We start from the raw sequence: 23937 nt of genomic DNA on the forward strand, positions 1-23937 counted from the left end.
GAGCGCGGCTTCGCACGGGCGTGCGCTCTATGGTTGTCTGATGCGATTTGTCCCCAGATGGGTCCTGCTGTCGTCGGGATGTGCACCCGTGCTGCTGGTCGCAGGCTGGACCGGCGCGGCGTATGTCGAAGGGTCCTCCTATAATCCCGTCACGCAGACCATCAGCGTGCTGGGGTCCTACGGAGCCGCCGGGTTCTGGGTGATGACGACGGCCTTCCTCGCCCTGGGGGTCTGCCATCTGCTGACCGCCTGGGGACTGCGGCCCGCCGCCACCGCCGGACGCGTCGCGCTGGGCGGTGGCGGGCTCGCCGCGCTGGTCCTGGTGGCGCTCCCCGCGCCGAGCAGCGGGGGCTCCCTGCGCCACGGCGCGGTGGTGGTGGTCGGGTTCACCCTCCTGGCGGTGTGGCCGGTGCTGGCCGTCAACGGAGGTGCGGCCGCTCCCTGGGCGCTGCGTCTCGCGCCCTCGGTCGTCGCGACGGCCCTGATGGCCGCCGGCGGTGTGTGGTTCCTGATCGAGATGGGGCGGCACGGCGACGCCGGTGTCGCGGAACGCGTGGTGACCTCGCTCCAGTCGCTGTGGCCCTTCGTGGTGGCCGCCTCCTGTCTTCGCCACGCCCGGCAGCGCGCGTGATCCCCGCGGCGCGGGGGCGCTCACCGCCGCGCCAGCGCCAGCACGCTCAGCCCGAACATCAGGACGCCCAGCGGAAGGTGGACCGACGGGACGTGCGCGATGCCGAGTACCACCTGGACCGAGGCGAGGACCAGGAAGCCGCAAGAGTGCCAGACGGGCCGGAGCGGGCCGCCGCCCGGCTTCCACACCAGCACCGCCGCGAGCACGTACAGCATCGTCGCCCCGTACATCACCCGGGCTCCCACGCTGTGCAGCGTCTCCCCGTAGGAGGCGGTCAGCAGCAGTCCGGCGGAGACCGCCTGGAGGAAGATGGTCAGGGTCTGCAGTGCGATCGCGATCCGCAGGAACGAGATCCGGTGCTGCGCCGTCGCCTGGGTTGCCATGCCGCGGTCCCCTTTTCCGCCCGGGGGGCAGTAGATCGGTAGGGTTTCACCAGCCCGACGAAGCGGGTCGGCGAAAGGTAAGGCGAGGGGGCGGTCGGGCATGGGGACGGCGGGGGCGAGGACCGACGCGACGGTCGGAGAGCGGCGCCAACTGATCAATGTCGCCTACCGCTTGCTCGGTTCGCTGGCCGAGGCCGAGGACGCCGTGCAGGAGGCCTACGCGCGCTGGTACGCGCTGCCGCCCGGCAGGCAGGAGGAGATCGTGTCCCCGGGCGCCTGGCTGACGACGGTCACCGGCCGGGTCTGCCTGGACGTGCTCGGCTCGGCGCGGGCCCGGCGCGAACGCTATGTGGGCGCGTGGCTGCCGGACCCGCTGCCCGCCCAGGCCGAGCGGGACCGCGGACACGGGGCCGACCCCGCCGACCAGATGGTCCTGGACGAGTCGGTGACCATGGCCTTCCTCGTGGTCCTGGAGTCGATGACCCCCGCGGAGCGGGTCGCCTTCGTACTCCACGACGTCTTCCGCTATCCCTTCGCCGAGATCGCGGGCATCCTCGGCCGTACCCCCGCGGCCTGCAAGCAGCTCGCGGCCTCGGGCCGGCGCCGGGTGCGCGACGCACGGGTCCGGGCGGCCCCCGCGGTGCAGGCGGACGTCGTGCGGCAGGTGAAGGCGGCGTGGGAGACGAAGGACATCGCGGCGCTGGTCGACCTCCTCGACCCGGCCGCCGTCATGACCGCCGACGGCGGCGGCATGGTGGGCACCGTCCTGCGGCCGGTCGAGGGCGGTGCCCGCATCGCCCAGTACATGGCCGCCATCGCCGACAGGGCCCCGGGCCTCGAACTGCTGGAGCGCTCGGTCAACGGAGTACCGGGACTGGTGGCCCGGCGCGACGGCGTCGTCTTGACGGTGGCCGCCTTCGACGTCTGTGAAGGCCGCGTCAGCCGCATCTGGGCGGTCCGCAACCCCGAGAAGCTGCGGCCGTGGGTAGGCTGAGCAGGGTCGCGGCAGGCGTGTCGCAGCTGATGTGACAGATGGGGAGTTCCGCCATGACCACAGCGCACGACCTGACGATCGTCTCTCTCGAGGTCCCCTCCGACTACCCGGTCGAGCGCGGCGACCTGTCACTGGCCCTGGCCGGAGCGGAACTGATCGACCTGCTGGAAGCCGGGACGGTCGCGCTGGACGGTCTCCTGCTCCGGCCGGTGTCGCCGAGCGGCTCCGGTGACCGGCTCCTCGACGCGGCGGCGGCGTCCCTGGCCGGGCGGGAGCCGGCCGAGTCCGTGACGGACTGGCTGTGGCGCCGGGGAGACGGCCTGGCGGCGCAGTACCTCGCCGCCGCGGGCGCGGACGACGGTGGCCGCGGGCGCCCGTGGCGGAGCGCACGGCGCGGTGCCGACCGGCCGGCCCCGGCCGATCCGTCGGCCCGCCGGCGCGCCACCGACCGCTGGGCCGGCGGCGATCCGGTGCTGGTGGGTCTCGCGGCCGCGGTGGGCCTCCGGCACGAGTCGGCCGACCAGCCGACGGATCCCGAGGACGACCGGATCGCGACGGTCCTCGCCGCGGTGCACGACGCCGTGGTGGAACTGGCCGCCACCCGGCAGCGCCGCAGCATCGAGGAAGCGGCGTTCGACAACATCTGGCGGGGGATGTGACGGCTGCGCGGTGACGGCCGCGCCCGTCAGATGCGCCAGGAACGGAGCACGTCGGCGATCTCGTAGATGCTCAGCCGGGTCTCGCGGACCTTTCTGATCAGGTCGGACAGGGCCCCGTAGGGCGGATCGATGCCCTCCCCGGACTGGTCCATGTACTGACCGGTGACGAAGGCCGCGAAGAGGCTGTTGCGGTGGGGGAGCGGTTCGAGCCGCACCACGGTGTGCAGGAGGGCGGCCGCGCGCCAGGCGCTGTCGGGGTTCGACGCGGCCAGGGTCGGCATGCGCGTCTTGTGGCGTGCCACCGCCGCGACGAGCGCCGAGTAGTCCGTGACCGACACGTCCTCGTTGTCCAGAGCGGCGTCCTGGACGTCCAGGAGCCAGGGGACATCTATGTACAGGGGCTCGCTCATCAGGCGGCGCTGACTCCCTCGCCACGCTGGGACGGGGGGATCTCGTCCGGGAACGCCTCGTCGAACTCGGCGCGCAGCCGGTCCGCCCAGGAGACGGCCCCGGCGACGAACCGCTTGCGCTGCATCTCGCGGACACCGAGGTCGTGCATGTACTGCTTGAGGCTCTTGCCCTCGGCCGCGGCGGCAGCGCGGACGCCTTCCATTTCTTCCTCGGTGAAGGTCACGTTGAGTGATGGCATACCAGCATGGTACCTACTCGGTACCTGATGTGCGACTCGCCGGACCGAGGAGGGCGCCCGGCATGTCGCGGCCCGCCCCGCCGCGAGGGTCGGCGAGGATTCCGTCGTTCGCGGTCCCCGGAGCGCGGCCCGGGAGCAGGGAGGCAGTGGTGACGATCGAGCGGGTCGGACTGGTGGTGCACGGCGGTCGCGAGGGCGCCGCCGCGGCGGCACGGGAGGTCCGGGAGTGGTGCGACCAGAACGCCGTGGCGTGCACGGACATCGACGTGTGGAGCGGCGGGGGGCGGCGCAGCGCCCGGGAGGAGGTGGACGCGGCCGGCGACCCGGACCTCGTCGTCACCCTGGGCGGTGACGGCACCTTTCTGCGCGGCGCCCGGCTCGCCGCGGAGAACGACGCCCTGATCCTGGGCGTGGACCTGGGGCGGGTCGGGTTCCTGACCGAGGTCCCCGCACCGGCGGTGCGCTCCGCCCTCGACGCCGTCCGCGGGGACCACCTGGACCCGGAGAGCCGCATGCTGCTCACTCTGCGTGCCTCCCGGCTCCTGGAGATCCCGTCGGAGATGGAGGCGCTCCTGCGGTACGGGCGAGGGCCGCTGCTGCCTCCCCCGCGGGTGCGGACCGACTGCGAGAGCGGTGACGAGTGGGGCATCGCCCTGAACGTCACGGCCCTCAACGACGTGGTGCTCGAGAAGCTGTCACGGGACCGGCAGATCTCCGTCGGCGTCTACATCGCGGGCCGTCTGCTGGCCTCGTACTCCGCCGACGCGCTGCTGGTCGCGACCCCGACGGGTTCCACCGCCTACAGTTTCGCCGCGGGCGGCCCGGTCGTCTCGCCCCGCGCGGAAGCACTGGTCTTCACCGCGGTGGCCCCGCACATGACGTTCGACCGCTCCGTGGTCACCGCGCCGGACGAGCCCGTCGGCATGCGGATCCTCGAACGGTCCGGCCGGGCCGCCGTGAGCATCGACGGGCAGCTGCGGGGCGTGCTCGATCCGGGCGACTGGCTCGGCGTCTACGCCGCTCCCCGAAGGCTGCGGGCGGTGCGGCTTGGACCCATGGACTTCTACGGCCGACTGCGCGACCGCATGCGGCTGACCGACGCCCCGGCCGCGGTCGCCGACGGCACGCCCGCCCCGCTGTGGCCGGTCAGCACGCCCCCGCCGGGAGACCTCGCCCATCTGGCCATGCCGGTGCCGGTGGCCGAGGACTGACGCCGCCGATCTTCTTCGCGAAAACAGGTAATCATCCGTCAAAGGCGTACAACCCCCGAAGGGGTGCAAAGGTCTCAACAGGTGGCTTCAGCAACACCATGGGGGAGCCGACCGATTCACGGATCGAGGTGCCATGAAGCGTTCCATGCAAGCCGTAGGGGCGACGTTGACCGCCGTCGGAGCCATCGGGGCGGGGCTGTTGGTGTCGGCTCCCGCCGCCGGCGCGGCGACCACCGGCGCGACCGCGTCGTACAACGGGGTCTGCGGCTCCGGCTACAAGGTGGTGAACTCCATGCCGATCGGTACCACCGGCACGGTGTACCTCACCTACAACTCGTCCACGGGCAAGAACTGCACCGTGACCATCCGCAACAGGACGGGCACACCGACGTACATGGTGGCCTACGTGCGCAACGTCGACAGCAGTGAGGACCAGACCGACGCGGGCAACTACACGTCGTACGCCGGGCCGGTGTACGCGTTCGGGCGCGGCGCCTGCGTGGAGTGGGGCGGCGTCATCGACAACCTCCAGGCCTGGAACTACGGCTCGAACTGCGGCTCACTCGCGGGCAAGGCCTCGCACAAGGACTGGTTCGCCGGCCAACGCTGAGACGGCGCGCCGGTGACCCACCGGGGGCTCCTCCGCACGGCGGAGCCCCCTCAACGAGAACTCTCCCTCAGGCGTGGCGCCGTCCTCAGGCCGGCTTGCGCCACACGGAGACGTGTTTCGCGGAGTCCTGCGTGAACGGGGCCCCGTCCCAGTCCCCGACCCGGCGTTCCAACTCCAGCCCGGCGATCCGTGCCATCAGGTCGAGCTCCGCGGGCCAGGCGTACCGGTGCCGGGAGTCGTCGCGGCGGTAGGTGCCGTCGGCCGGGTCGCGGGTGAAGTGGTGCGAGACGAGAACCTGTTCGACCAGGTCGAAGGTGTCGAAGCCGAGATGCCGCTCGGAGACGTCGAACGGCACCGCGACCTGTCCGGGCGGCAGGAACCGCAGCGGCGGCACGCCCAGCTCGATGACGAACCGGCCGCCGGGGCCCAGATGGCGAGCCGCGTTCCGGAAGCACTCGACCTGCTCGTCCTGCGTGAGCAGGTTGGTGATGGTGTTGTAGACGAGGTACACCAGGGCGAACTCGCCGGGGACGACGGTCGTGGCCATGTCCCCGAGGGACACCGGCAGCGTCTCCTCGTCCGCCTTGCGCCGCAGGACCGCCGCCATGTGCTCGGAAAGCTCGATGCCCACCACCGGCACACCGCGTTCCCGCAGCGGGACGCCCACGCGTCCGGTACCGATGGCGAACTCCAGCGCCCGGCCGTCACCGGCGAGTCCGGCGAGGAAGTCCAGTGTCGGTCCGAGGACGGCGGCGGAGGCCATCCCGGTCTCGGTCTCCTCGGCGTCGTAGCGGTCGGCGGTCTCACGGGTCCACAGTTCGCTGCTCGTCACGGGCGGACATCCTGCCGGGCACGAGCGTGCGCTGTCGACGCATTTACGCCCGTGACGTCACCGCGCCTCGCGCAGCCGGAGCAGGTACGCCGCGGTCAGCGCGACGGCACGGTCCTCGTCCCGCGACAGCTCCACCAGCGCACGGGACGCCCTCGTGCCCGGGATGCCCGCCAGCGCCTGGGTCAGCCGGCCGCGCGCGGGCGCCGCGGTGGTGTCGTGGGCGAGACGGCCGACGAGAGCGGTCGCGATCCGGTCCGCCGTCGCGGTGTCGCCCGCCAGTACGCTCAGCGCGTCGGCCGCGTCGGTGTCGTTGCGGCCCGCCACGACCATGTCGATGAGCGTCGGGACCGCGGCGGCCACCCCCTGCGTCCCGAGCGCCAGTGCCGCGTACCCGCGGACCACGAAGTCGGGGCTCGCGAGGGCGTGCCGCAGCTGCGCGGCGGCCGCATCGCCGGGCAGCTCGGTGAGCGCCTGGACCGCACGCACCCGCACCGCGGCCACCGGCGACCCGAGGCCCTCCGCCAGCAGTTCCGCGGCGTCGTCGCCCGACCGCGCCAGCGCCCACCGAAGGGCTCCGGCGACGTTGGTGTCCGTCTCGCTCAGTGCCGCCTCGACCAGGGCTTCCACCGGCACCGCCGTCTCGTGGACCGAGGACAGGGCCGCCCGCTGGCGCGCGTCCGCGCTGTTGGAACCCAGCGCCTGGAGGAGCGCGACAGCCTGGAGGACGTCCTCCCAGCCGCCGGGGCCCGCGGCATCGATCCGGCGCAGCCGGGTGAGCAACTCGGTCTCGGCCGCGATGCGTTCGCGCGTCCGGCGGATGAGGTCGCCGACGAGCGCCGAGGGCTCGAAACCGGGTTCGTCGAGCGCGCGCCCGATCTCGCGCAGCGACAGCCCCAGCGACCGCAGGCTCTCCACATGGAAGATCCGCCGGATGTCCTCCCGGGAGTATTCCCGGTAACCGGAGCCGGTGCGGCCCGAAGGCCGCACCAGGCCGAGCGACTCGTAGTGCCTGAGCATGCGGGCACTGACCCCGGACCGTCGCGCCACCTCACCGATCAACACGCTCTATCGTCCCCCGGGACCGGACCCGCCGAGGGCCACGACGCGCTTCGCCTCCTCGATCGCCGCCGCGAACCCCGCGTCGGGGTCGCGCAGCAGCTGCCGCGTGGCGAGGGCGTGCGCACGCACGTGCGGGGCAGGGGCGGTCGTCGCGGCGTCGAGAACCTCCACGACCGGCTCGCCCAGCGCGACCAGCGCCCGGCTGAGACTCAGCTGCGTCTCCCGGTCACCACGTCCCAGCTGCGTCGCCAGCACCGCGGCCAGGGCGGGCTCCTCGCCGTCGGGCACCAGGACGACCGCGGTCCGCCAGGCACTGCGCGCCACCTCGTCGTCGGCGTCGGAGAGCACCGCCCGGGTGATGGCCGGCCACGCCCGCCGGTCCCCGATCTTGGACAGCGTGTGCAGCGCCTGGCTGCGTGCCTGCGGGCGCTCCGAGCGGACCTCACCGACCAGCCGGTCGAGCGTCAGGGACACCGGATGGCGGGTGAGCGCCCAGGTCAGCATGTCGCGGACGAAGAACTCCGGCTCGATCGCGGACCGTTCGACGAGCTTGTCCACGAAACGCGGGTCCGGCGCCGAGCCGACCGCGAGGGCCGCCCGCAGCCGCACGGACGCACGCCCGTCCTCCAGAGCCCTGAGTGCGCGCATCGGATCCGCGTCCTGACTCGTCATGGTCATCGGGACCACCTCCTGGTCCGCAGTGAAGACCTTGTCACCGTGTCAAGGTCAAACAAGTGGTGGCCGGGGCTCCTCGCCGCGGGCGAGAATGGGGGCCATGACGGGAGAGAGTTCCTCCATCGACAGCACCAGGCCCAGCATCGCCCGCGTCTACGACTACCTGCTCGGCGGCAAGGACAACTACGCGGTGGACCGGGAGATCGGTGACGTGTTCAAACGTGACCTTCCCGGTTCGGTGGCGATCGCCTTCGCCAACCGCGCGGCGCTGACCCGGGCGGTGCGGGAGATCGTGACGACGACCGGGGTGCGTCAGTTCATCGACCTGGGCAGCGGCCTTCCCACCGCCGACAACGTGCACCAGGTCGCGCAGCGCACGGCGCCCGAGACCCGGGTGGTCTACGTCGACACCGACCCCCAAGTACTGGTCCACGGGCGGGCGCTGCTGGAGGAGAACGACCGGACACGGGTCGTACCGGTCGACGTGCGCGATCCCGAGGGCATCCGCGACCACCCGGACACCCGGGAGCTGATCGACTTCGACCGTCCCGTCGCAGTCGTGTTCAGCGCCATCCTCCACCACGTCAACGACGAGGAGGACCCCGCCGGGATCGTCCGCCACTGGCGCGACCGAGTGCCCTCCGGCAGCTACTTCTTCGTCAGTCACTTCCGCTCCGGGAACAACCCGGAGACCGCGGAGGCCGAGAAGGTCCTCCAGGGGACCTTCGGCCGCGGCCGGTGGCGGACGGACGCGGAGATCGAGGCCCTGCTGGACGGCCTGGAGCTCCTCGAACCGGGGATAGTTCCGGCCCCCCGGTGGCGTCCGGGGACCGCGGGCGATCCGCAGCACCTGGGCGGAGAGCGGGAGTTGACCGTCTGGGAGCGGCTCATCGCCGCCGGGATGGCCCGCAAGCCGTAGGCCACGCAATGGCCCGAATCGGCTGTTATCAGGCCAGTCGGAACGACTACGGTGGGCTGGACCCGAGGCTGATCAGCGCGACCGCCGGCGGCCCGGGCGAAGCGGGGGAGTGGGCGAGGACGTGGGAGAGTACGGCAGGCCGCCCGGGGGCGGGGCGCGGGTGACCGGTCGGCCGGGGCCCGCGGTGCTGCCGTCGTCGCTGCGCGTGTGGCTCGGGCTGATCGCCGCCCTCGCCGCGCTGGTGGTCCTCGTCCTCGGGGCCACGTACGCCGACGACAGCGAGCCGGGCGCGGCGGACGCGCGGATCTCGGCGGTGGTGGACGGGGTGGGGCCGCCGTGGCGGCACGTCGCCCTGGTCACGGACTTCCTGGGGGAGCCCGTGGGGGCGGTGCTGCTGGTCGCGGCCGTCGTGACGGGCTGCCTGCTGCTCCGGCACCCGCGCGCCGCCGTGTTCGTCGTGACCGGCGCCGGCCTGACCGTGGGGACGACGACGCTGCTCAAGCCCGTCGTGGGCCGCACCATCCACGGCGACAACCTCTCCTGTCCGAGCGGGCACACCGCCTTCCTCACCGCACTCGCCCTCATGGTGTCGCTGCTCGCGGCCGGCCGCCTCGGCCTCGGCAGGGCGGCAGGCACGGCGTTCGTGTTCGCCGCGGGGCTGGTGGCCGGCGCCGCCATGGGCTGGGCGCAGGTGGCCCTGGGCTCGCACTACGCGACCGACACCCTCGGCGGCTGGTGCACCGCGCTGGCGGTGTTGCCGGTGAGCGCGTGGCTGGTCGACCGGACGGCGGACCGGCTGACCGACCGCGCGACGGCCGACCGGCCGGCGGACGGACCCGCCGACCGGAGAGCCGACGCGGGCCGGCAGGAGTGCCGCTGACCCGGCGCCGGCTCGCCTGCGTCGTCCACTCCCCGGCGCGCCGTGCACTGGCGCCTCACGCCAGGCGGCGGAACACCGGCTTCACCGCTCGTCCGGCCATCCAGGGCGTGGGATCGGCGGCGTCCAGCGCCTTCCGGTACACCGCACAGGCCTGCGCCACCACGTCGACGGTGTGCTCGATGTCGTCCTCGTCGAGCGCGCTGCTCACCACGAACGACGGTGCCAGCACCCCGCCCGCGAGGAGCCGGCGCAGGAACAGGGTGCGGTACGGCTGCGACGGCTGCCGGTTCTCGTCGAGGGTGGCGAAGACCAGGTTGCTGGCCCGCCCCCGGACGACGACGTGGTCGCCGACGCCCATGCTCGCCGCGGCGTCGCGGACACCCGCGGCCAGCCGCTCGCCGAGCGCGTGCAGCCGCGCGGTGACCCCCTCCTCGGTGTAGGTGGTCTGCACGGCCATCGCGGCGGCCAGCGCGTGCGTCTCCGCACCGTGGGTGGTGGACAGCAGGAACACCCGGTCCCCGGAGTGGCGCAGCCCGCCCCGCTCCATCAGCTCGCGGCGCCCGGCCAGCGCGGAGACCGCGAACCCGTTGCCCAGCGCCTTGCCGAACGTGGACAGGTCGGGGACGACGCCGTACAGACCCTGGGCACCCGCCTCCGACCAGCGGAAGCCGGTGATCATCTCGTCGAAGACCAGCACGCAGCCGTGCCGGTCGGCCAGTTCACGCAGACCGGCGAGGTACCCGGGCGGCGGCTCTGAGTGGGCGGCGGGCTCCAGGATCAGGCAGGCGACCTCGTCCCGGTAGCGGGTGAGCAGTTCCTCCGTGGCGGCCAGGTCGCCGTAGGGGAACGCCACCGTGAGTTCCCCGGTCACCGCCGGGACACCGGCGGACATCGGCGTGGTGCCGATGAACCAGTCGTCGACGGAGAAGAACGGATGGTCGGCGCAGACGGCCACCCGCGGGCGCCCGGTGGCGGCCCGGGCCAGACGCACCGCGGCGGTGGTGGCGTCGGAGCCGTTCTTCGCGAACTTCACCATCTCCGCGGTCGGCACCGTGGCCAGGAACCGCTCGGCGGCCTCGACCTCCACGATGGACGGCCGGACGAAGTTGCTGCCCCGGTCGATCTCCCGCCGCACGGCCTCCGTCACCCGCGGATGGGCGTGGCCGAGACTCACCGACCGCAGGCCGGAGCCGTACTCGATGTAGCGGTTGCCGTCGACGTCCCACACATGGGCACCCCGGCCGTGGCTGATCACCGGGGCCAGGTTCTCCGGATACTGGTCGTCGCCCTTGGCGTAGGTGTGCGCGCCCCCGGGGACCATGGCGTGCAACCGTTCGTTCGCCCGTCGCGACCGGGGCAGGTCGGGCTCTTCCGTGTGCACTGCGGCCTCACCCTTCCAGGTGCTTCAGGACCTCGGCGAGGCTCGGCGCCCGCCGGTCCCGCGCGGACGTCGAGGTGACCGGCAGCGGCCAGGGGACGGCCAGCTCCGGGTCGTCGAAGGCGATGGTCACGTCCTCGGCCGGATCGTGCGGGCGGTCGATCCGGTACGACACGTCGGAGGTCTCCGTCAGCGACTGGAAGCCGTGCGCGCACCCCGCCGGGACGTACACGGTCGCCTGCGTCTCGCCGGACAGCTCGAAGTAGGCCCGGCCCAGGTACGTCGGCGAGTCCGCCCGCAGATCCACGACGACGTCGAAGATCCTCCCGTACGAGCACCGCACCAGCTTGGCCTCGCCCGCGCCGGAGCGCAGGTGCAGGCCGCGCAGCACGCCCCGGACCGAGCGGGACACGCTGTCCTGGACGAAGGAGGCCGGGTCGAGGCCCACCGAGCGGACCACGTCGGCGTCGAAGGTGCGGCAGAAGAAGCCGCGTTCGTCGGCGTGCGGCGTCGGTTCGAACAGGTACGCGCCGGCGATCTCCGGTACTTCGGTCGCCTTCATGGTGCCTCCCGCAGGGCGTCGGTGTGACCGGCCGCGGGGAACAGGGCCGCGGCCAGGGCGGCGAACTGCTGCTCGACGCGCCGGGCGACGACCAGGTTCCGTTCGAAGAGGGTCCGCCGCACCTCGGCCGACCGGCGCTCCAGCTCGCGGAACTGCTCCAGCAGCCGGTCGGCGTCGGCCTCCCGGGCCGAATGACAGTACGCGCCCATCCCCATCTCGGCCATGAGCACGTCGCTCTTCGCCGAGTAGCTGAGCGCGAGGGTCGGCGTACCGACCTTCAGGGCGCACACCAGGTTGTGGTAGCGGGTCGCCACCACGCTGTCGGCGCACGCCGTCTCCTTCATCAGGTCGGCCAGCGAGGCAGCCTCGGCGACGGTGACCAGCGGCGAGCCCACCGCGTCGACGATCGCGGCGGCCACCGGCCGGTCCAGCTCGTCCCCGGTGAGCAGCCGGACCGGCCTGCCCTCCTCTACCAGCGCGCGCACGAACCGCGTCGTCCCGTCGAGGTAGCGCCGGTGGATCTCCTCGGCCCGGTCGCGTTCGTCGTTGCTCCCGTGGAAGTCCATGACGCCGACGCAGACCGGGCCCCGCGTGCCCGCGGGCTCGCTCGCCGACGGCGCCGGCAGGGCGAACACGAGGTCCGCGTAGACCTCGTCCCGCGCGGTGTTCACGCCCATCGCCCGCATGGCGTCGCGCGACTGCTCGTCCCGGTACGACCGGTACGCGGCCAGCCGCGTCGACCAGCGCGTCAGCACCCGGGTCGGCCGGACCCCGATCGCACCGGCGCCGACGCTGACCAGCGCGACGCGGGTGCCGAGCAGCCGGCCCGTCAGGCAGAGCAGGAACAGCGAGTACGGGAAGCCCCACGGCCTGAGCGGCAGCGTGGTCTCCAGCACGCCCGTGCCCGGCACGATCACCGCGTCGTGCCGGCGCACCCAGGCGGCGGTCCGGAAGACGTCGACGAGTTTGCCCAGGGCCTTGGCCGCGACGGCGCTCACGCGTGACGCGGTCCGGTACTCCCCGCGGTACCAGTTCAGCCGCGTCGCGGGAATCCCGTACCGGGTCGCGACGGTCTCGGGTCCGCCGCACATCGCGTCCAGGACCGCGTCGGGACGGGCGGCCCGTAGATGGTCGAGCACGGCCTCGAGCGACCCGTCGTTGCCGCTGTTGCCGGCGCCGAACAGACCGAACACGCCGATGTGCAAAGGCTTTTCGCGCAGGGACGTCATGCCTGCCCTCCCTTGCGGCCGGCGACCAGGTCGTCGACGCAGACGGTGAGCCGGTCCGGGTCGACGGGGGCGCGGTCCTCGACCCGCTCGCCGGCGCCCGGCCGGACGCGGCTGGTCAGCCAGGCGGCCAGATGACGGTGGCACGCGCGCCGGTCGGCCGAGGACAGCGGCGCCCGCCCGATCGCCGAGGCGAAGCCCCAGACGTACTCGGCGAGCAACCGTGGCGTCGGATGCAGCGGGCCCGCCCGGCGCGGGTCCAGGTTGACGCACCGGGCGCGCTTGGAGGGGTTCGCCCGTTCCGCCCGGGTCGGGTGGTCGCGGCGGAAGTACAGCAGCTCCGGCACCTGGTGGAAGGGCCCGTGCAGGGTGATCTCGGCGACGAAGGTGCGGTCCGCGTGGTGGTAGCTGTCGTGCGGCTTCACCCGGCGCAGCATGTCGGCCCGCATGACCCCGTAGAAGTCGTCGCCCCCGGGCTCGAACAGCAGGCTGCGGAAGCGCTCCGGAGCGCGCGGGGAGTCGGTGGCGAGCCCGTACTCGTAGGGGACCTTCACCTTGCCGTCGCCGTCGATGACCGCCTGGCCGCTGTGCGCCAGGACCACGTCCGGCCGCTCGTCCAGCGCCTCGACGCAGCGGCGCAGCAGGTCCCGCGCGTACAGGTCGTCGTGCGAGGCCCACTTGAACAGCTCGCCGCGGCACTCGGTGAACACGTGGTTGTGGTTCGGGGCGGCGCCGATGTTCCGGGTCAGCCGGAGGTACCGGATGCGGGAGTCCCGCGCGGCGTACCGGCGGCAGATGTCCTGGGTGCCGTCGGTCGAGGCGTTGTCGGATATCACCAGTTCGAAGTCTTCGTAGGTCTGGCCGAGCAGGGCGTCCAGCGCCTCGGCGAGGTATTCCTCGCCGTTGTAGACGGGCAGGCCGATGCTCAGCCGGGGGTGGGGGGTCATGTGTTCCTCACTTCGGGGATGGGATGGTCGTGGCGCTCGCGCAGGGCGGCCCGCAGCTGCAGCCACCACACGGCCGAGCCGCAGACGGACGCGGCGGCGGCGCCCCAGGCCGAACCGACCGTGCCGCCCGCGACCGCGCCTCCGAGCCCGCCGGCGACATAGCAGGCGGAGGCGAACAACTGGCAGCGCAGACTGCGCCGGGCCGCGGCGAGCGCCCGCAGTCCGGCCGCCGCGCCGGTGCCGAGCCCGGCGCCCGCGACGCTGAGCGTGACCGGCACGATGAGTTCCGAGGCACCGCTCCAGACGTCGCCGAGCACGAACTCGCCGAGCCGGTCCGGCACCAGCAGCAGCGCCGCGCCCCACAGCAGCGCGGCGACGCTCTGCCCGGCGCCGAGCAGGAAACAGAACTTCCCGAGCCGCTGAGGGGCCTGCCGCAGTACCCGCGCCGACTCCGCCACGGTGACCAGCGACAGCCCCATCAGCACCGCGAGGAACGGCCCGAGCAGCAGCTCCGCGCCGCGGATCACGCCCACCGCGCCGACGCCGACGATCGCGCCGAGCCCGTACGCCCGTATCTGGCCCGCGCCGCTGACACCGACGTTCTCGACCAGGTAGCGGTAGCCGAGGTCGCGGTGGTCGCGGTGCCACTCGCGCGCTCCGGTGGGCCGGGGCCGGATGCCGGACTGGAAGCAGCCGTACACCGCCGCCACCGCGGCGGACCCGCCCCAGGCGAGCAGGAAGGCCGGCACCGTGCCCACCCGGGCCGCCACGACCATGGCCGGGACCAGCGCGACGGCCCACACCACGTCGTTGACGAACGCCTTGCGGCCGACGCCGGCGGCGAAGAACGAGTAACGCCAGGCATCCTGGAGCAGCAGCCCCGGCAGCACGATGCCGAGCGCGGCGAACGCGGCCCCCACCTGGCCGCCGATGCCCAGCCCGGCGGCCAGGGACACCATGCCGATCCCGGCGCCGACGAGGAGCGCCGCACCGGAGGCCCGGGCCACCGCCCCGCGCCAGGACGACTCCGGCACGGCGCTGAAGCGCACCACGAGCGGGTCGGTGGCCAGCCCGCGCGAGACGTTGAGGACCACTCCGTAGGTGACCCAGGCCAGGCTGAACACCCCGAACGCGGTCAGTCCGAGCGAGCGTGCCACGTAGATGCCCACCACGAAGTTGGACAGGCTGGAGGCCGCCTGGTCGGCCAGCCCCCAGGACAGCCTGCCGACGACGCCCCGCCGGGCGGCCCCCGCCGGTGTCGTCGTCTTCTCCCCTTCGACGGTCATCGGCGTCACGCCTTGATCAGTCCGGCGCCGTGCAGGGCGTCGGCCGCCGCGGTGACGGTGTCGAACGGCAGCCCCGAGCGCTCGGCCACGTCCAGCAGACCGTGCTCGCCGTCGGAGAGGCTGAGCACCCAGAGCATGGCCATCTGGGCCTGCTTCGCGTCACTGCGGCCGCCCAGCGAGTCGTACAGGCCGCGCCGCCCCAACTGCGGCTCCCCGTACGGACTGAGGTTGACGTACCGCCGGTTGCGGTCCAGTACGGCGAACGCCTCGCGGCAGACGGCCAGCGTGTCCGCCATCGCCGCCGGGGAGACGAAGTCCAGGTTGTCCGCCGACGTGTGGTATTCGGGGTAGCCCGCGTACGGGGTCCGGGTGAGCGAGCCCACGCCGAGGTCGAACCCGGGCGAGCAGTACTGCCGCTCGTCGTAGCCGTACGGCGTGAACTCGGTGACGCGGTGCGGGCGTTGCGACGCGGTCAGCACATGCCGCAGCACCCGGTCGATCTCCGCGTCGCCGCGCCTGCTCTGCTTGTACGTCAGCTGTCCCGGGTCGCCCGCGCAGGCCAGCACCAGGCCGTGCTTGACCCGCTCGACCCGCTCCCGGTTGCGGGCCAGCCAGGTGATCGCCCCGACGGTGCCGGGCGCGAAGATGAACCGGTAGGTGTAGTAAGGGTTCCGCTCCGCCAGTTCCCGGGCCAGGAACGTCGCCACCGCGATGCCGGCCAGGTTGTCGTTGGCCAGCGACGGGTGGCACGTGTGACAGGAGACGATCACCTCGTCCGGCACCTGACCGGGGACCACGTGCTCGGCGTAGGTGAGGTGGCCGTCCGCCAGGGTGGAGTCGATGCGGACCTCGTAGTCGCCCTCCGGCAGTGCGTCGAGCGTCTCCTGGGCCAGGCAGAACCCCCACTCCCGCTGGTAGTAACTCGTGCGGTACGGCACCCAGGACGGCTGCTCCGGCAGGGTGTGCAGGTGCGGGCGCAGCTCGGCCAGCGGCATGGTCGCCGACACCGGCACGCTGTAGCCGAGCACGTGGAGGCTCGACGCGGCGAAGTCGACGACCCGGCGGCCGGCGGCGTCGGCGACGTACGCGTCCCGGATGTTCCACTCCTGCGGCACCGTCCAGTCGAGCACCTGCGTCCCGGTCGGTACCTCGTGCACGTGCAGAGGGATGTACTCGTCGACGATCCGCAGGGTGGCGCGCACCCCGTCGCCGGTGATGCTCCGGCACAGCGGGTACATCCGCTCCACCAGGGCGTACATCTCCTCTCCTGGCTCGGTCATCGGCGCCACCGCAGGGTGTCGTCGACGGCGCCGGTCTCGGAGGCCGCGCGCAGCACGGCGAGGCGGGTGAAACGCCGCTCGAAGTCCTCCCGGGTCAGCCCGTGCTTCCGGTAGGCGTCGGCGAGTTCGAGCGCGCCCTGCTTCACCGTCCACTCGCAGTCGAAGCCGGGGACCGCGGCCCGGAACCGGGAGAAGTCCACCCGGTACGAGCGCGGGTCGGCGCCCGTCTCCCCGGTGATCACCACCTTCGAGCCGGACACCGCGGCGGCCACCTCCTCGGCGATCTCGGCGACCGTGACGTTGTTGACCTCGCTGCCGATGTTGAACGCCCGGTCGTGCACCGCCTCGCGCGGGGCGACCAGCGCGGCGGCGAAGGCCCGGGCGATGTCGGCGGCGTGCACCAGGGGACGCCACGGGGTGCCGTCGGAGAGCACGAGCACCTCACCCGACAGCAGCGCGTGGCCCACCAGGTTGTTCAGCACGATGTCCGCGCGCAGCCGGGGCGAGTAGCCGAAGGCGGTGGCGTTGCGCATGTACACCGGGCTGAAGTCGCCGTCGGACAGCGCGTGCAGATCGTCCTCCACCCGCACCTTGGACTCCGCGTACGGCGTCACCGGGCGCAGCGGGGCGTCCTCGGTCACCAGGTCGCCGCCGCCCGCGGCGCCGTAGACCGAGCACGTCGAGGCGTACAGGAAGCGCTGCACCCCGGCGTCGCGGGCGAGCCGGGCCAGCCGCACCGACGCGTGGTGGTTGATGTCGTAGGTCAGCTCGGGTGCCAGCGATCCCAGCGGGTCGTTGGAGAGCGCGGCCAGGTGGATCACCGCGTCCACCCCGGCCACGTGCTCGGCCGTGAGGTCGCGCAGGTCCACCCGCCGTCCCGGGGGGTCGGCGGGTGCCGGTCCCAGGACGCAGTCGGCGAACAGGCCGGCGTCCAGCCCGACGACCTCGTGTCCGGCGGCCGTGAGGACCGGTGCCATCACGGTGCCCAGGTAGCCCTGGTGTCCGGTGAGCAGTACGCGCAAGGTTCAACCCCCCAGGTTGAGAGTGAGTTTGGCGACGTCGAACGCCTCGGCGTAGCGGGCGTGGCATTCGATGCCGCGGATCCGGGCCAGGCCCAGGAAGGCCTCCCGGTCGTACCAGGGACGGTGCCGCTGCGAGGGGTAGTGCTCCTGCAGCAGCCGCACCTTCCGTTCGGCGACCTCCGGCGACAGCGGCTGGTACGCCGACGGGCGGCCCAGGTCGCCGTCCCACTTGACGATCTCGTAGCGGAGCACGAGGTGGTCGCGGAACGCGGTGGTCATCAGCTTCGCCAGGCCGCGGTGGTCCTGGTGCGCGTCGTCGGTGCGCGGGGCCAGGACGAGGTCCGGTTCGGTCCGCTCCCGCAGCTCCTCGACCGCCGTCTTCGCCTCCTCCCAGTGGGCCGGCATCCGGCCGTCCGGCAGCTTGAGCACCGTCAGCCGCAGATCGGCGTCCGGGCAGAAGGCGGCGAGCGCGGCCCGCTCCTCCTGCTCCCGTTCGCCGCCACCGCCGGAGAGCACCAGCGCGTCGACGCGGACGCCCGGGCGTGCCAGGCACAGCGTCAGCAGGGTGCCGCCGGCGCCGATGGCGATGTCGTCGCAGTGCGCGCCCACCGCGACGATCCGGTCCGGGCGCCCGGCGCCGAGCCGGATCACGCGGTCCTCACCCCGGCGCGCCCACCGGCACCGTCCCGCTCCCACACGGCCCACGGGCGCTCGCCCCGGGCGTAGGCGGCATCGAGCGCGGCCCGCTCCTTCACGGTGTCCGTCGGCTTCCAGAAGCCGCGGTGCTGGTGCGCCACCAGCCGTCCTCGCTTGGCCAGTTGGGTGCAGCCGTCGGCCACCAGGTCCCCGTCCTCCGGTATGTGGTCGAAGACCTCCTGACGGAGCACGAAGTAGCCGCCGTTCTCCCACAGCGGCAGGTCGCTCACCGGAGTGATGCCGCCCACCAGACCGTCCTCGCCCAGGTCCACGCAGTGGAACGAGGACTGCGGCGGCACCACCATCATCGACGCCCCGGCGTCCCGCCGCGCGAAGGCGTCGATCATCCGCGGCAGGGGTGCGTCGGTGAGCACGTCGGCGTAGTTGGCGAGGAACATCTCGTCTCCGTCCAGATGGTGCCGCACCCGGCGCAGCCGCTCCCCGATGGGCGACTCGATGCCGGTCTGCGCGAAGGTGATCGTCCAGTCGGCTATGTCGGCGGACAGCAACTCGGTCCGCCCGCCCCGCAGTACGAAGTCGTTGGACGTCGTCTCCTCGTAGTTGAGGAAGAAGTCCTTGATGTGGTGGGCCCCGTAGCCGAGGCACAGGATGAACTCCTTGTGCCCGAAGTGCGCGTAGTAGCGCATGACGTGCCAGATCAGCGGCCGCGGCCCGACCATCGCCATCGGCTTGGGCACGTCGTCGGAGGCGCCCTCGCGCATCCGCATCCCGTAACCGCCGCAGAACAGTACGACCTTCATGCTGTGACCTCTCGGGACGCAACCTCGACAACGCTCAGTTCCGGGATGGGAAACACCAGCCGGCCGCCCCACTCGTGCACGAACGAGAGCTGCTCGACCAGCTCGGCCCGCAGGTTCCACGGCAGGACGAGGACGTAGTCCGGCCGGTCGGCGGCGATCCGCTCCGGCGGCAGGATCGGGATGCGGGTGCCCGGCGTGAAACTGCCGTGCTTGTAGGGGTTGCGGTCGACCGTGTACGCGAGCAGGTCGGGCCGGATGCCGCAGTGGTTGAGCAGGGTGTTGCCCTTGCCGGGCGCTCCGTAACCGACCACCGTCTCGCCGCGCTCGGCCGCCTCGATCAGGAACCGCAGCAGGTCCCGGCGCACCTTGGCCACCCGGGCGGAGAACTCGGTGTACCCGGACAGCTCCCGCAGCCCGGCCGCCTTCTCCCGGTCCAGCACCTCGGCCACCCGCCGGCCCGGCTCACCGGCCACCTCGGCCGGCCGGGCCCACAGCCGGATGGAACCGCCGTGCGTGGGCAGCAGCTCGACGTCCACGAGGGCCAGTCCGCCACTGGCCAGCGCCCGGATCGCGGACGCGACCGTGTAGTACTGGAAGTGCTCGTGGTAGATCGTGTCGTACTGGTTCTCCTCGATCAGCGTCAGCAGGTGCTGCACCTCGATCGAGACCCAGCCGTCGTCGGCGACCAGGGCACGCAGCCCCTTGGTGAAGCCGACGACGTCCGGGATGTGCGCGTACACGTTGTTGGCCACGACCAGGTCCGCCGGGCCGTGCTCGGCGCGGACGGCCGCGCCGGTGTCCGGGCTCAGGAACTCCGTGAGCGTGGGCACGCCCGCCTCCCGCGCCGCGGCACCGACGTTCACCGACGGCTCCACGCCGAGGCAGCGGATCCCGCGGTCCACCATGTGCCGCAGCAGGTACCCGTCGTTGCTCGCGACCTCGACCACGAAGGCGTCCGGGCCGAGGCCCAGCCGCTCCACGGCGCCGGTGACGAAGGTCCGCGCGTGCTCCACCCAGGAGGTCGAGTAGGAGGAGAAGTACGCGTACTGCGTGAACGTCTCCTCCGGCGTGATCAGCGCGGGGATCTGCGCCAGCCAGCAGTCGGTGCACACCCGCAGGTGCAGCGGGTACGCCGGCTCGGGCCGGTCCAGTTGGTCCGCGGCGAGGAAGCTCTCGCACGGCGGAGTCGCTCCGAGATCGACGACGCTCTCCATCGCCGCCGAACCGCAGAGTCGGCATCGTGTCATCTACTGCCCCCATCCCCCTTGCCCGCGCGGGTGTCCCCGCCACGAGCCTGTGCCGACCGCCCCGCGATCGCGGTGCGGTACCCCTCCAGCAGGCGCTCCAGCCCGACGGCCGGGCTGAACCCCTGCTCGTAACGGCGCCGGGCCGCCCGGCCCATCTCCTGGTTCCGGTCCGGCTCCGCCGTGATCCGGCGCAGGCACGCCGCGAGCGAGGCGGGCTCGCCCGGCCGGTGCAGCAGCCCGGTCACCTGGTCCTCGACGAGTTCCACGAAGGCGCCGTGCCCGGCGGCGACGGCCGGGACCCCCGCCGCCATCGCCTCCACGACCACCAGGCCGAACGCCTCCAGCCACGTCGAGGGCGCCACCACGGCCACCGACCGGGCCAGCGCCCGCCTGCACTGCTCCGGGTCGTACAGACCGACGTACCGCACGTCGTCCCGCCCGGCCGCCCAGGCGGTCACCTCGCGCTCCAGCGGCCCCGTGCCGGCGATGACGAGCGGGACACCCACACCTTTGGCCGCGGCGAGCTCGTCCCACGCTGCCATCAGCAGCCGCACGCCCTTGGCCTCGGCGAGCCGGCCCAGATACAGCAGGTGCTCGCCGGCACCCGTACGGCGCTCCTCCGGCTCGGGCACGAAGTTGTGCTTCACCGACAGCCGCCCGGCCGGCATCCCGGACCGCACCAGCACCTCGCGCTGCGCCGCGGAGATGCAGAAGAACCGCTCCACACCGGACCACCAGCGCCGCCGGTTGGCCGACAGGCTGACCGCGAGCGGCACCGTCGCCAGGCGGGAGCCGCGGTAGCAGCCGTGCCGCACGGCGGGCAACGGCGTCGACCCGACGCACTCGGTGCAGGGCCGCCCCTCGCGCTGCAGCGTGCCGGGCGGGCAGACCTGTGTGTAGTTGTGCAGCGTGGCGACGGCGGGCACCCCGGCGTCGGCGCAGGCGGCCAGCACCGCCGGGGACAGGAGCGGGAAGACGTTGTGGACGTGCACCACGTCCGGCCGCTCGGCCCGCAGCCGGGCCGCCAGCTCCCTGCGGACCGCCGGGTTCCACGGTACGAGGAGCGGCAGCGCGGCCTTGCCGGGCAGCGACCGGGCGGCGATGTCGTCACTGCGCCGCTCGAACACCCCGACCCGGTGGCCGGCCGTGCGCAGCAGCTCCACCTCCTGGTCGACGACGTTGTTCTCGCCGCTCGGCTGGGCCGAGTTGTACCGGTTGTGCACCACGAGCACGTGCATGCTCAGATCACCTCCGAGGTCCGCGCCCAGCGCGGGACGCGTCGTCGAGGGGGGTCGGGGATCGGCGGGGGCGTGGCCGCGGCGGGCTCCGCCAGCAGGGAGGCGGCCACGGCGAGGTGCAGCAGGTACGGCGAGGCGTCGCCGAGACCCGCCTCGGTGTACGACGCGAGTGCGCAGTAGCTGATCAGGAAGATCGCGCAGGCCCTGGCCAGTGACGGCGGCCGCAGCAGCGCGACACCGCCCAGCACCACGAAGACCGCGGCCACCAGGGCGACGCCGATCAGGCCCTGCTCGTGGTAGACGGCCAGCCAGCTGTTGTCGATCGGCAGCCCGTCGAACGACTTGTCGCCCAGGCCCATCCCGAAGACCTTCTCCCCGATCGTCCGGGGCGCGGCCAGGAGGGCGTCCCAGACCTTGGCCCGGCCGGTGAGGTTGCTGAAGTTCTCCTCGCTCTGCCCGCGCAGGAACCACGCCTGCAGCGCGGAGGCGAACACCACGGCGGCCACCGCGGCGCACAGCACCGCCCAGGAGAAGAACCGGCGGGCGGCGGCGCTGGTCAGGGTGAGCGAGCCGATCGCGAGCGTCAGACCGACGAGCAGGCCGAGCGTGGCCGTACGGGTGTGGGTGAGCACGAGCAGGACGAGCGAGGGCACGATGACCAGCGCCGCGCTGCGCCGGTCGGTCCGGTGGCCCAGGACGAGCAGCACGGCGAGCCCGATGATCACCGCTGCGTACTGTCCGATCTGCGGCGGGGTGAGCGGCCACAACGCGCCGACCAGCCGCCCGCCGTAGAGGTCGGGCATGGCCGCGCCCGGCGAGACGAGCGCGCCGGCGGCCACCGAGCACAGGACGACGAAGTACATCCGGATGTGGTGCCGGACGAACGTCTGGCCGCCGTCCCACCACCGGCTGAGCAGCCACAGCGTGCCGACGAAGAGGGCCATCCGGGCGCAGCGGAACAGCGCGCCGAGCCCGGACTGCAGGTCCGCGCTGGAGATCAGGCTCGGCACCAGCAGCAGGGTGAGCAGGAACAGGAAGGCACTGGCGCGCACCCGCAGCCGGAGATTGAGCGCGAGCGCCAGCGAGAACGCGGCGACCAGCGCGCCCATGGTGACCATCTGGATGAGCGAACGGGGGAGGGGGACGACGGTCTCCGCCCCCGCGGAACCCAGGGTGTTGAGGACCAGCAGCCCCCAGACCGTCCCGACCAGTCTCGGCGTGCGCTCCGCGTCCATCTCAACCACCGTCCCGAGCGCGCAGGGTGCTGCCCGCGTCCTGCCGGTAGGGCGCGCCCTGCCACTGGCCGAAGTCGAGGACCCGGCTCGGGTCGTGGGCGACGAACTTCCACGGACCGACGTAGACGTTGTCGTGCCAGCGGTTGTGCTGCCGGCGGGTGACGGCCTCGGCCACCCGCTCGCCCTGGTACGGGGACCAGTCCGGATAGGTGCCGTAGTTGGCCAGCAGCGCCATGCGGTCGCAGTTCGACGTGCACTCCACGACGGTCTTGTCCAGGACGAAGCGGTTGTCGTGGACGTCCACCCGCTGGGTCTTCCAGCGGCAGTCGGCGTACAGCGGTGCCTTGGCGATCGCCGGGCGCGCGCAGCGCCCGATGTCCTTCACCAGCAGCGTGCAGTCGCCGGAGGAGGTGTTGGCCGGACTGTTGCAGAACCGGTCGGCGTTCTCCCAGAGGGTGATGCCGGACCAGTTGTCCTCCAGGACGTTCCGGTAGATCTCGATCTTGTCGGTGCGGGCCTCGACCCGCGGTTCACCGCCGGACTCGGAGAGGTAGACGGTGGCGAACGGGAAGTTGTCGCCGCCGTCGGTGTTCTCCCGGCCCTCGACCCAGTTGTTCCGCCGGATCGTGTTCCCCCGCACGACCGCGTTGTAGCTGGTCTCGTAGATCAGCGCGGCACCGTCGTTGCCCTCCAGCACGTTGTCCTCGATGAGGAAGTCGTTGTTGTTGGTGTCCGCCCACAGGCCGGTCCCGCGGTTGTGGTGCACCCAGTTGCCGCGTACGTCGGCGCCCTGGACGGCCCAGAACTTGACGCCCCCGGTACAGCCGCAGCCCGGCCGCTTGCGCTCCCAGTCGCCGGTGTTGTTGCCCGTGATCTCGTTGCCCTCGACCACCAGGTCGTTGATGGTGCCGTCGCCCTTGTACGCGTTCAGGCCGTACTGGCCGTTGTCGCGCAGACAACTGGCGCGGACCTGCTGGCGGTCACCGGCCATCAGCCCGGCGCCGGAGTTGTCCTGGACCGTGGCGTGCTCGATCACCCACCCGTCGGCCGAGTCGTGGTTGACCACGCCCTCGTCGTGCGGCGCGACGAAACCCCGCACCGTGAGGTGGCTGATGGTGACGTCGCGCGCGGTGCCGCCGAACGCGTACCGGTTGGTCTTGCGCCCGTCGAGCACCGCGCCCGGCGCGCCGAGGTAGCGGTTCCCTTCCTTGGGCACGACCTGGGAGTACCGGTCGGGTTCGAGCCGGTGCCTGCCCGGCCGCAGCCAGAAGGTGGTGTGCGCGGGGCTGTTGCGGGTCTTGGCGGCCAGGTCGCCGACGACCGCCGGATCGACGGTCACCGCACCGGCCGGCGCCTTCGCCGGTCCGGCCTCGGGTTTCGCGCACACCCGGGCCCCGGGGGGCCCGTCCGAGGGGGCGGACGACGCGGACGGCCCCGGCGACGGCGCGTCCGACGTGCCGACACAGCCGCCCGCCAGCAGCGCCAGCGCCAGTGCCGCCGCGGCCGAACGTGCCCCGCTCCGCCAGGTGATCCCCATGCGTCCTCCCCCTTCCTGTG

General features: G+C 72.8%; 26 protein-coding genes. 7 read left to right on the forward strand and 19 right to left on the reverse strand.

What is annotated here, in order from left to right:
- The first annotated feature begins 40 nt into the window (after positions 1-40).
- Positions 41-631, forward strand: a complete 591-nt coding sequence (locus BZZ08_RS00825; protein ID WP_104630158.1) for a DUF998 domain-containing protein — start codon at positions 41-43, stop codon at positions 629-631.
- 20 nt (positions 632-651) lie between these two features.
- Here the strand turns inward: BZZ08_RS00825 and BZZ08_RS00830 are convergent, their stop codons facing one another.
- Entirely contained in the window at positions 652-1014 is a 363-nt protein-coding gene (locus tag BZZ08_RS00830) for a hypothetical protein (protein WP_104630159.1), read from the reverse strand.
- A 100-nt stretch (positions 1015-1114) separates the two neighbouring features.
- On the opposite strand from BZZ08_RS00830, the gene sigJ reads away from it, so the two are divergent.
- Together sigJ and BZZ08_RS00840 are read left to right on the forward strand one after the other, a co-directional pair.
- A complete protein-coding gene (sigJ, locus tag BZZ08_RS00835) occupies positions 1115-2008 on the forward strand; it encodes an RNA polymerase sigma factor SigJ (protein WP_104630160.1) in 894 nt (297 codons plus the stop codon).
- A 53-nt stretch (positions 2009-2061) separates the two neighbouring features.
- The gene (locus tag BZZ08_RS00840) at positions 2062-2667 is read left to right on the forward strand and encodes a GPP34 family phosphoprotein (RefSeq protein WP_104630161.1); all 606 of its coding nucleotides are present in this window, start codon (positions 2062-2064) and stop codon (positions 2665-2667) included.
- A 26-nt stretch (positions 2668-2693) separates the two neighbouring features.
- On the opposite strand, the gene BZZ08_RS00845 is transcribed toward BZZ08_RS00840, so the two are convergent.
- Together BZZ08_RS00845 and BZZ08_RS00850 are read right to left on the reverse strand one after the other, a co-directional pair.
- Complete coding sequence (locus tag BZZ08_RS00845) at positions 2694-3077, reverse strand: toxin Doc (protein ID WP_104630162.1); 384 nt, start codon at positions 3075-3077, stop codon at positions 2694-2696.
- Entirely contained in the window at positions 3077-3316 is a 240-nt protein-coding gene (locus tag BZZ08_RS00850; RefSeq protein ID WP_059296486.1) for a hypothetical protein, read from the reverse strand. The genes BZZ08_RS00845 and BZZ08_RS00850 overlap by 1 nt, the downstream gene beginning before the upstream one ends.
- Positions 3317-3465: 149 nt before the next feature.
- Between BZZ08_RS00850 and BZZ08_RS00855 the strand changes: the two genes are divergently transcribed.
- Positions 3466-4527 carry an NAD(+)/NADH kinase gene (locus BZZ08_RS00855; protein WP_104630163.1) on the forward strand — a complete coding sequence of 354 codons (1062 nt, stop codon included), beginning with the start codon at positions 3466-3468 and terminating at the stop codon, positions 4525-4527.
- 145 nt (positions 4528-4672) lie between these two features.
- Positions 4673-5137 carry a spore-associated protein A gene (locus BZZ08_RS00860; RefSeq protein WP_104630347.1) on the forward strand — a complete coding sequence of 155 codons (465 nt, stop codon included), beginning with the start codon at positions 4673-4675 and terminating at the stop codon, positions 5135-5137.
- An 85-nt stretch (positions 5138-5222) separates the two neighbouring features.
- Here the strand turns inward: BZZ08_RS00860 and BZZ08_RS00865 are convergent, their stop codons facing one another.
- The 3 genes from BZZ08_RS00865 to BZZ08_RS00875 are packed head-to-tail and all read right to left on the reverse strand — an operon-like array spanning position 5223 to position 7706.
- Positions 5223-5969, reverse strand: a complete 747-nt coding sequence (locus BZZ08_RS00865; protein ID WP_104630164.1) for a class I SAM-dependent DNA methyltransferase — start codon at positions 5967-5969, stop codon at positions 5223-5225.
- A gap of 57 nt (positions 5970-6026) precedes the next feature.
- Positions 6027-7031 carry a MerR family transcriptional regulator gene (locus BZZ08_RS00870; protein WP_104630165.1) on the reverse strand — a complete coding sequence of 335 codons (1005 nt, stop codon included), beginning with the start codon at positions 7029-7031 and terminating at the stop codon, positions 6027-6029.
- 3 nt (positions 7032-7034) lie between these two features.
- Positions 7035-7706 carry a HEAT repeat domain-containing protein gene (locus tag BZZ08_RS00875; RefSeq protein ID WP_104630166.1) on the reverse strand — a complete coding sequence of 224 codons (672 nt, stop codon included), beginning with the start codon at positions 7704-7706 and terminating at the stop codon, positions 7035-7037.
- A gap of 97 nt (positions 7707-7803) precedes the next feature.
- Between BZZ08_RS00875 and BZZ08_RS00880 the strand changes: the two genes are divergently transcribed.
- Together BZZ08_RS00880 and BZZ08_RS00885 are read left to right on the forward strand one after the other, a co-directional pair.
- On the forward strand, positions 7804-8622 hold the full coding sequence (locus BZZ08_RS00880; protein WP_104630167.1) for an SAM-dependent methyltransferase: 819 nt from the start codon (positions 7804-7806) through the stop codon (positions 8620-8622).
- Positions 8623-8782: 160 nt separating this feature from the next.
- Positions 8783-9502, forward strand: coding sequence for a phosphatase PAP2 family protein (locus tag BZZ08_RS00885; protein ID WP_104630348.1), 720 nt, complete (start codon positions 8783-8785; stop codon positions 9500-9502).
- A 55-nt stretch (positions 9503-9557) separates the two neighbouring features.
- Here the strand turns inward: BZZ08_RS00885 and BZZ08_RS00890 are convergent, their stop codons facing one another.
- From BZZ08_RS00890 to BZZ08_RS00950, 13 genes are read right to left on the reverse strand one after another with little or no spacing between them, the layout of a single operon-like run.
- Entirely contained in the window at positions 9558-10883 is a 1326-nt protein-coding gene (locus tag BZZ08_RS00890; RefSeq protein WP_104630168.1) for a glutamate-1-semialdehyde 2,1-aminomutase, read from the reverse strand.
- Positions 10884-10890: 7 nt separating this feature from the next.
- Entirely contained in the window at positions 10891-11442 is a 552-nt protein-coding gene (locus BZZ08_RS00895) for a dTDP-4-dehydrorhamnose 3,5-epimerase family protein (RefSeq protein WP_104630169.1), read from the reverse strand.
- Positions 11439-12671, reverse strand: coding sequence for a polysaccharide pyruvyl transferase family protein (locus BZZ08_RS00900; protein WP_198601201.1), 1233 nt, complete (start codon positions 12669-12671; stop codon positions 11439-11441). The genes BZZ08_RS00895 and BZZ08_RS00900 overlap by 4 nt, the downstream gene beginning before the upstream one ends.
- Complete coding sequence (locus BZZ08_RS00905) at positions 12668-13615, reverse strand: glycosyltransferase family 2 protein (RefSeq protein WP_104630170.1); 948 nt, start codon at positions 13613-13615, stop codon at positions 12668-12670. The genes BZZ08_RS00900 and BZZ08_RS00905 overlap by 4 nt, the downstream gene beginning before the upstream one ends.
- Positions 13612-14901: a hypothetical protein gene (locus BZZ08_RS00910; protein WP_104630350.1), complete on the reverse strand. Its 1290-nt coding sequence runs from the start codon at positions 14899-14901 to the stop codon at positions 13612-13614. Before BZZ08_RS00910 ends, BZZ08_RS00905 begins: the two co-directional genes overlap by 4 nt.
- 5 nt (positions 14902-14906) lie before the next feature.
- Entirely contained in the window at positions 14907-16190 is a 1284-nt protein-coding gene (locus BZZ08_RS00915) for a DUF4910 domain-containing protein (RefSeq protein WP_198601202.1), read from the reverse strand.
- Positions 16178-17203: an NAD-dependent epimerase/dehydratase family protein gene (locus BZZ08_RS00920; protein ID WP_104630171.1), complete on the reverse strand. Its 1026-nt coding sequence runs from the start codon at positions 17201-17203 to the stop codon at positions 16178-16180. Before BZZ08_RS00920 ends, BZZ08_RS00915 begins: the two co-directional genes overlap by 13 nt.
- A 3-nt stretch (positions 17204-17206) precedes the next feature.
- The gene (locus BZZ08_RS00925) at positions 17207-17854 is read right to left on the reverse strand and encodes a PIG-L deacetylase family protein (protein ID WP_104630172.1); all 648 of its coding nucleotides are present in this window, start codon (positions 17852-17854) and stop codon (positions 17207-17209) included.
- Positions 17851-18660 carry a glucose-1-phosphate cytidylyltransferase gene (locus BZZ08_RS00930; protein ID WP_104630173.1) on the reverse strand — a complete coding sequence of 270 codons (810 nt, stop codon included), beginning with the start codon at positions 18658-18660 and terminating at the stop codon, positions 17851-17853. The genes BZZ08_RS00925 and BZZ08_RS00930 overlap by 4 nt, the downstream gene beginning before the upstream one ends.
- On the reverse strand, positions 18657-19907 hold the full coding sequence (locus tag BZZ08_RS00935) for a class I SAM-dependent methyltransferase (RefSeq protein ID WP_104630174.1): 1251 nt from the start codon (positions 19905-19907) through the stop codon (positions 18657-18659). Before BZZ08_RS00935 ends, BZZ08_RS00930 begins: the two co-directional genes overlap by 4 nt.
- The gene (locus BZZ08_RS00940) at positions 19904-21145 is read right to left on the reverse strand and encodes a glycosyltransferase (RefSeq protein WP_104630175.1); all 1242 of its coding nucleotides are present in this window, start codon (positions 21143-21145) and stop codon (positions 19904-19906) included. The genes BZZ08_RS00935 and BZZ08_RS00940 overlap by 4 nt, the downstream gene beginning before the upstream one ends.
- Positions 21146-21147: 2 nt before the next feature.
- Positions 21148-22380 (reverse strand): hypothetical protein, encoded by a 1233-nt coding sequence (locus tag BZZ08_RS00945; protein ID WP_104630176.1) that lies wholly within the window; start codon positions 22378-22380, stop codon positions 21148-21150.
- 1 nt (position 22381) lies between these two features.
- Positions 22382-23917 (reverse strand): right-handed parallel beta-helix repeat-containing protein, encoded by a 1536-nt coding sequence (locus tag BZZ08_RS00950; RefSeq protein WP_104630177.1) that lies wholly within the window; start codon positions 23915-23917, stop codon positions 22382-22384.
- Positions 23918-23937: the final 20 nt, after the last annotated feature.

Source organism: Streptomyces sp. MH60 (assembly GCF_002939385.1).
Classification (GTDB): Bacteria; Actinomycetota; Actinomycetes; order Streptomycetales; family Streptomycetaceae; genus Streptomyces.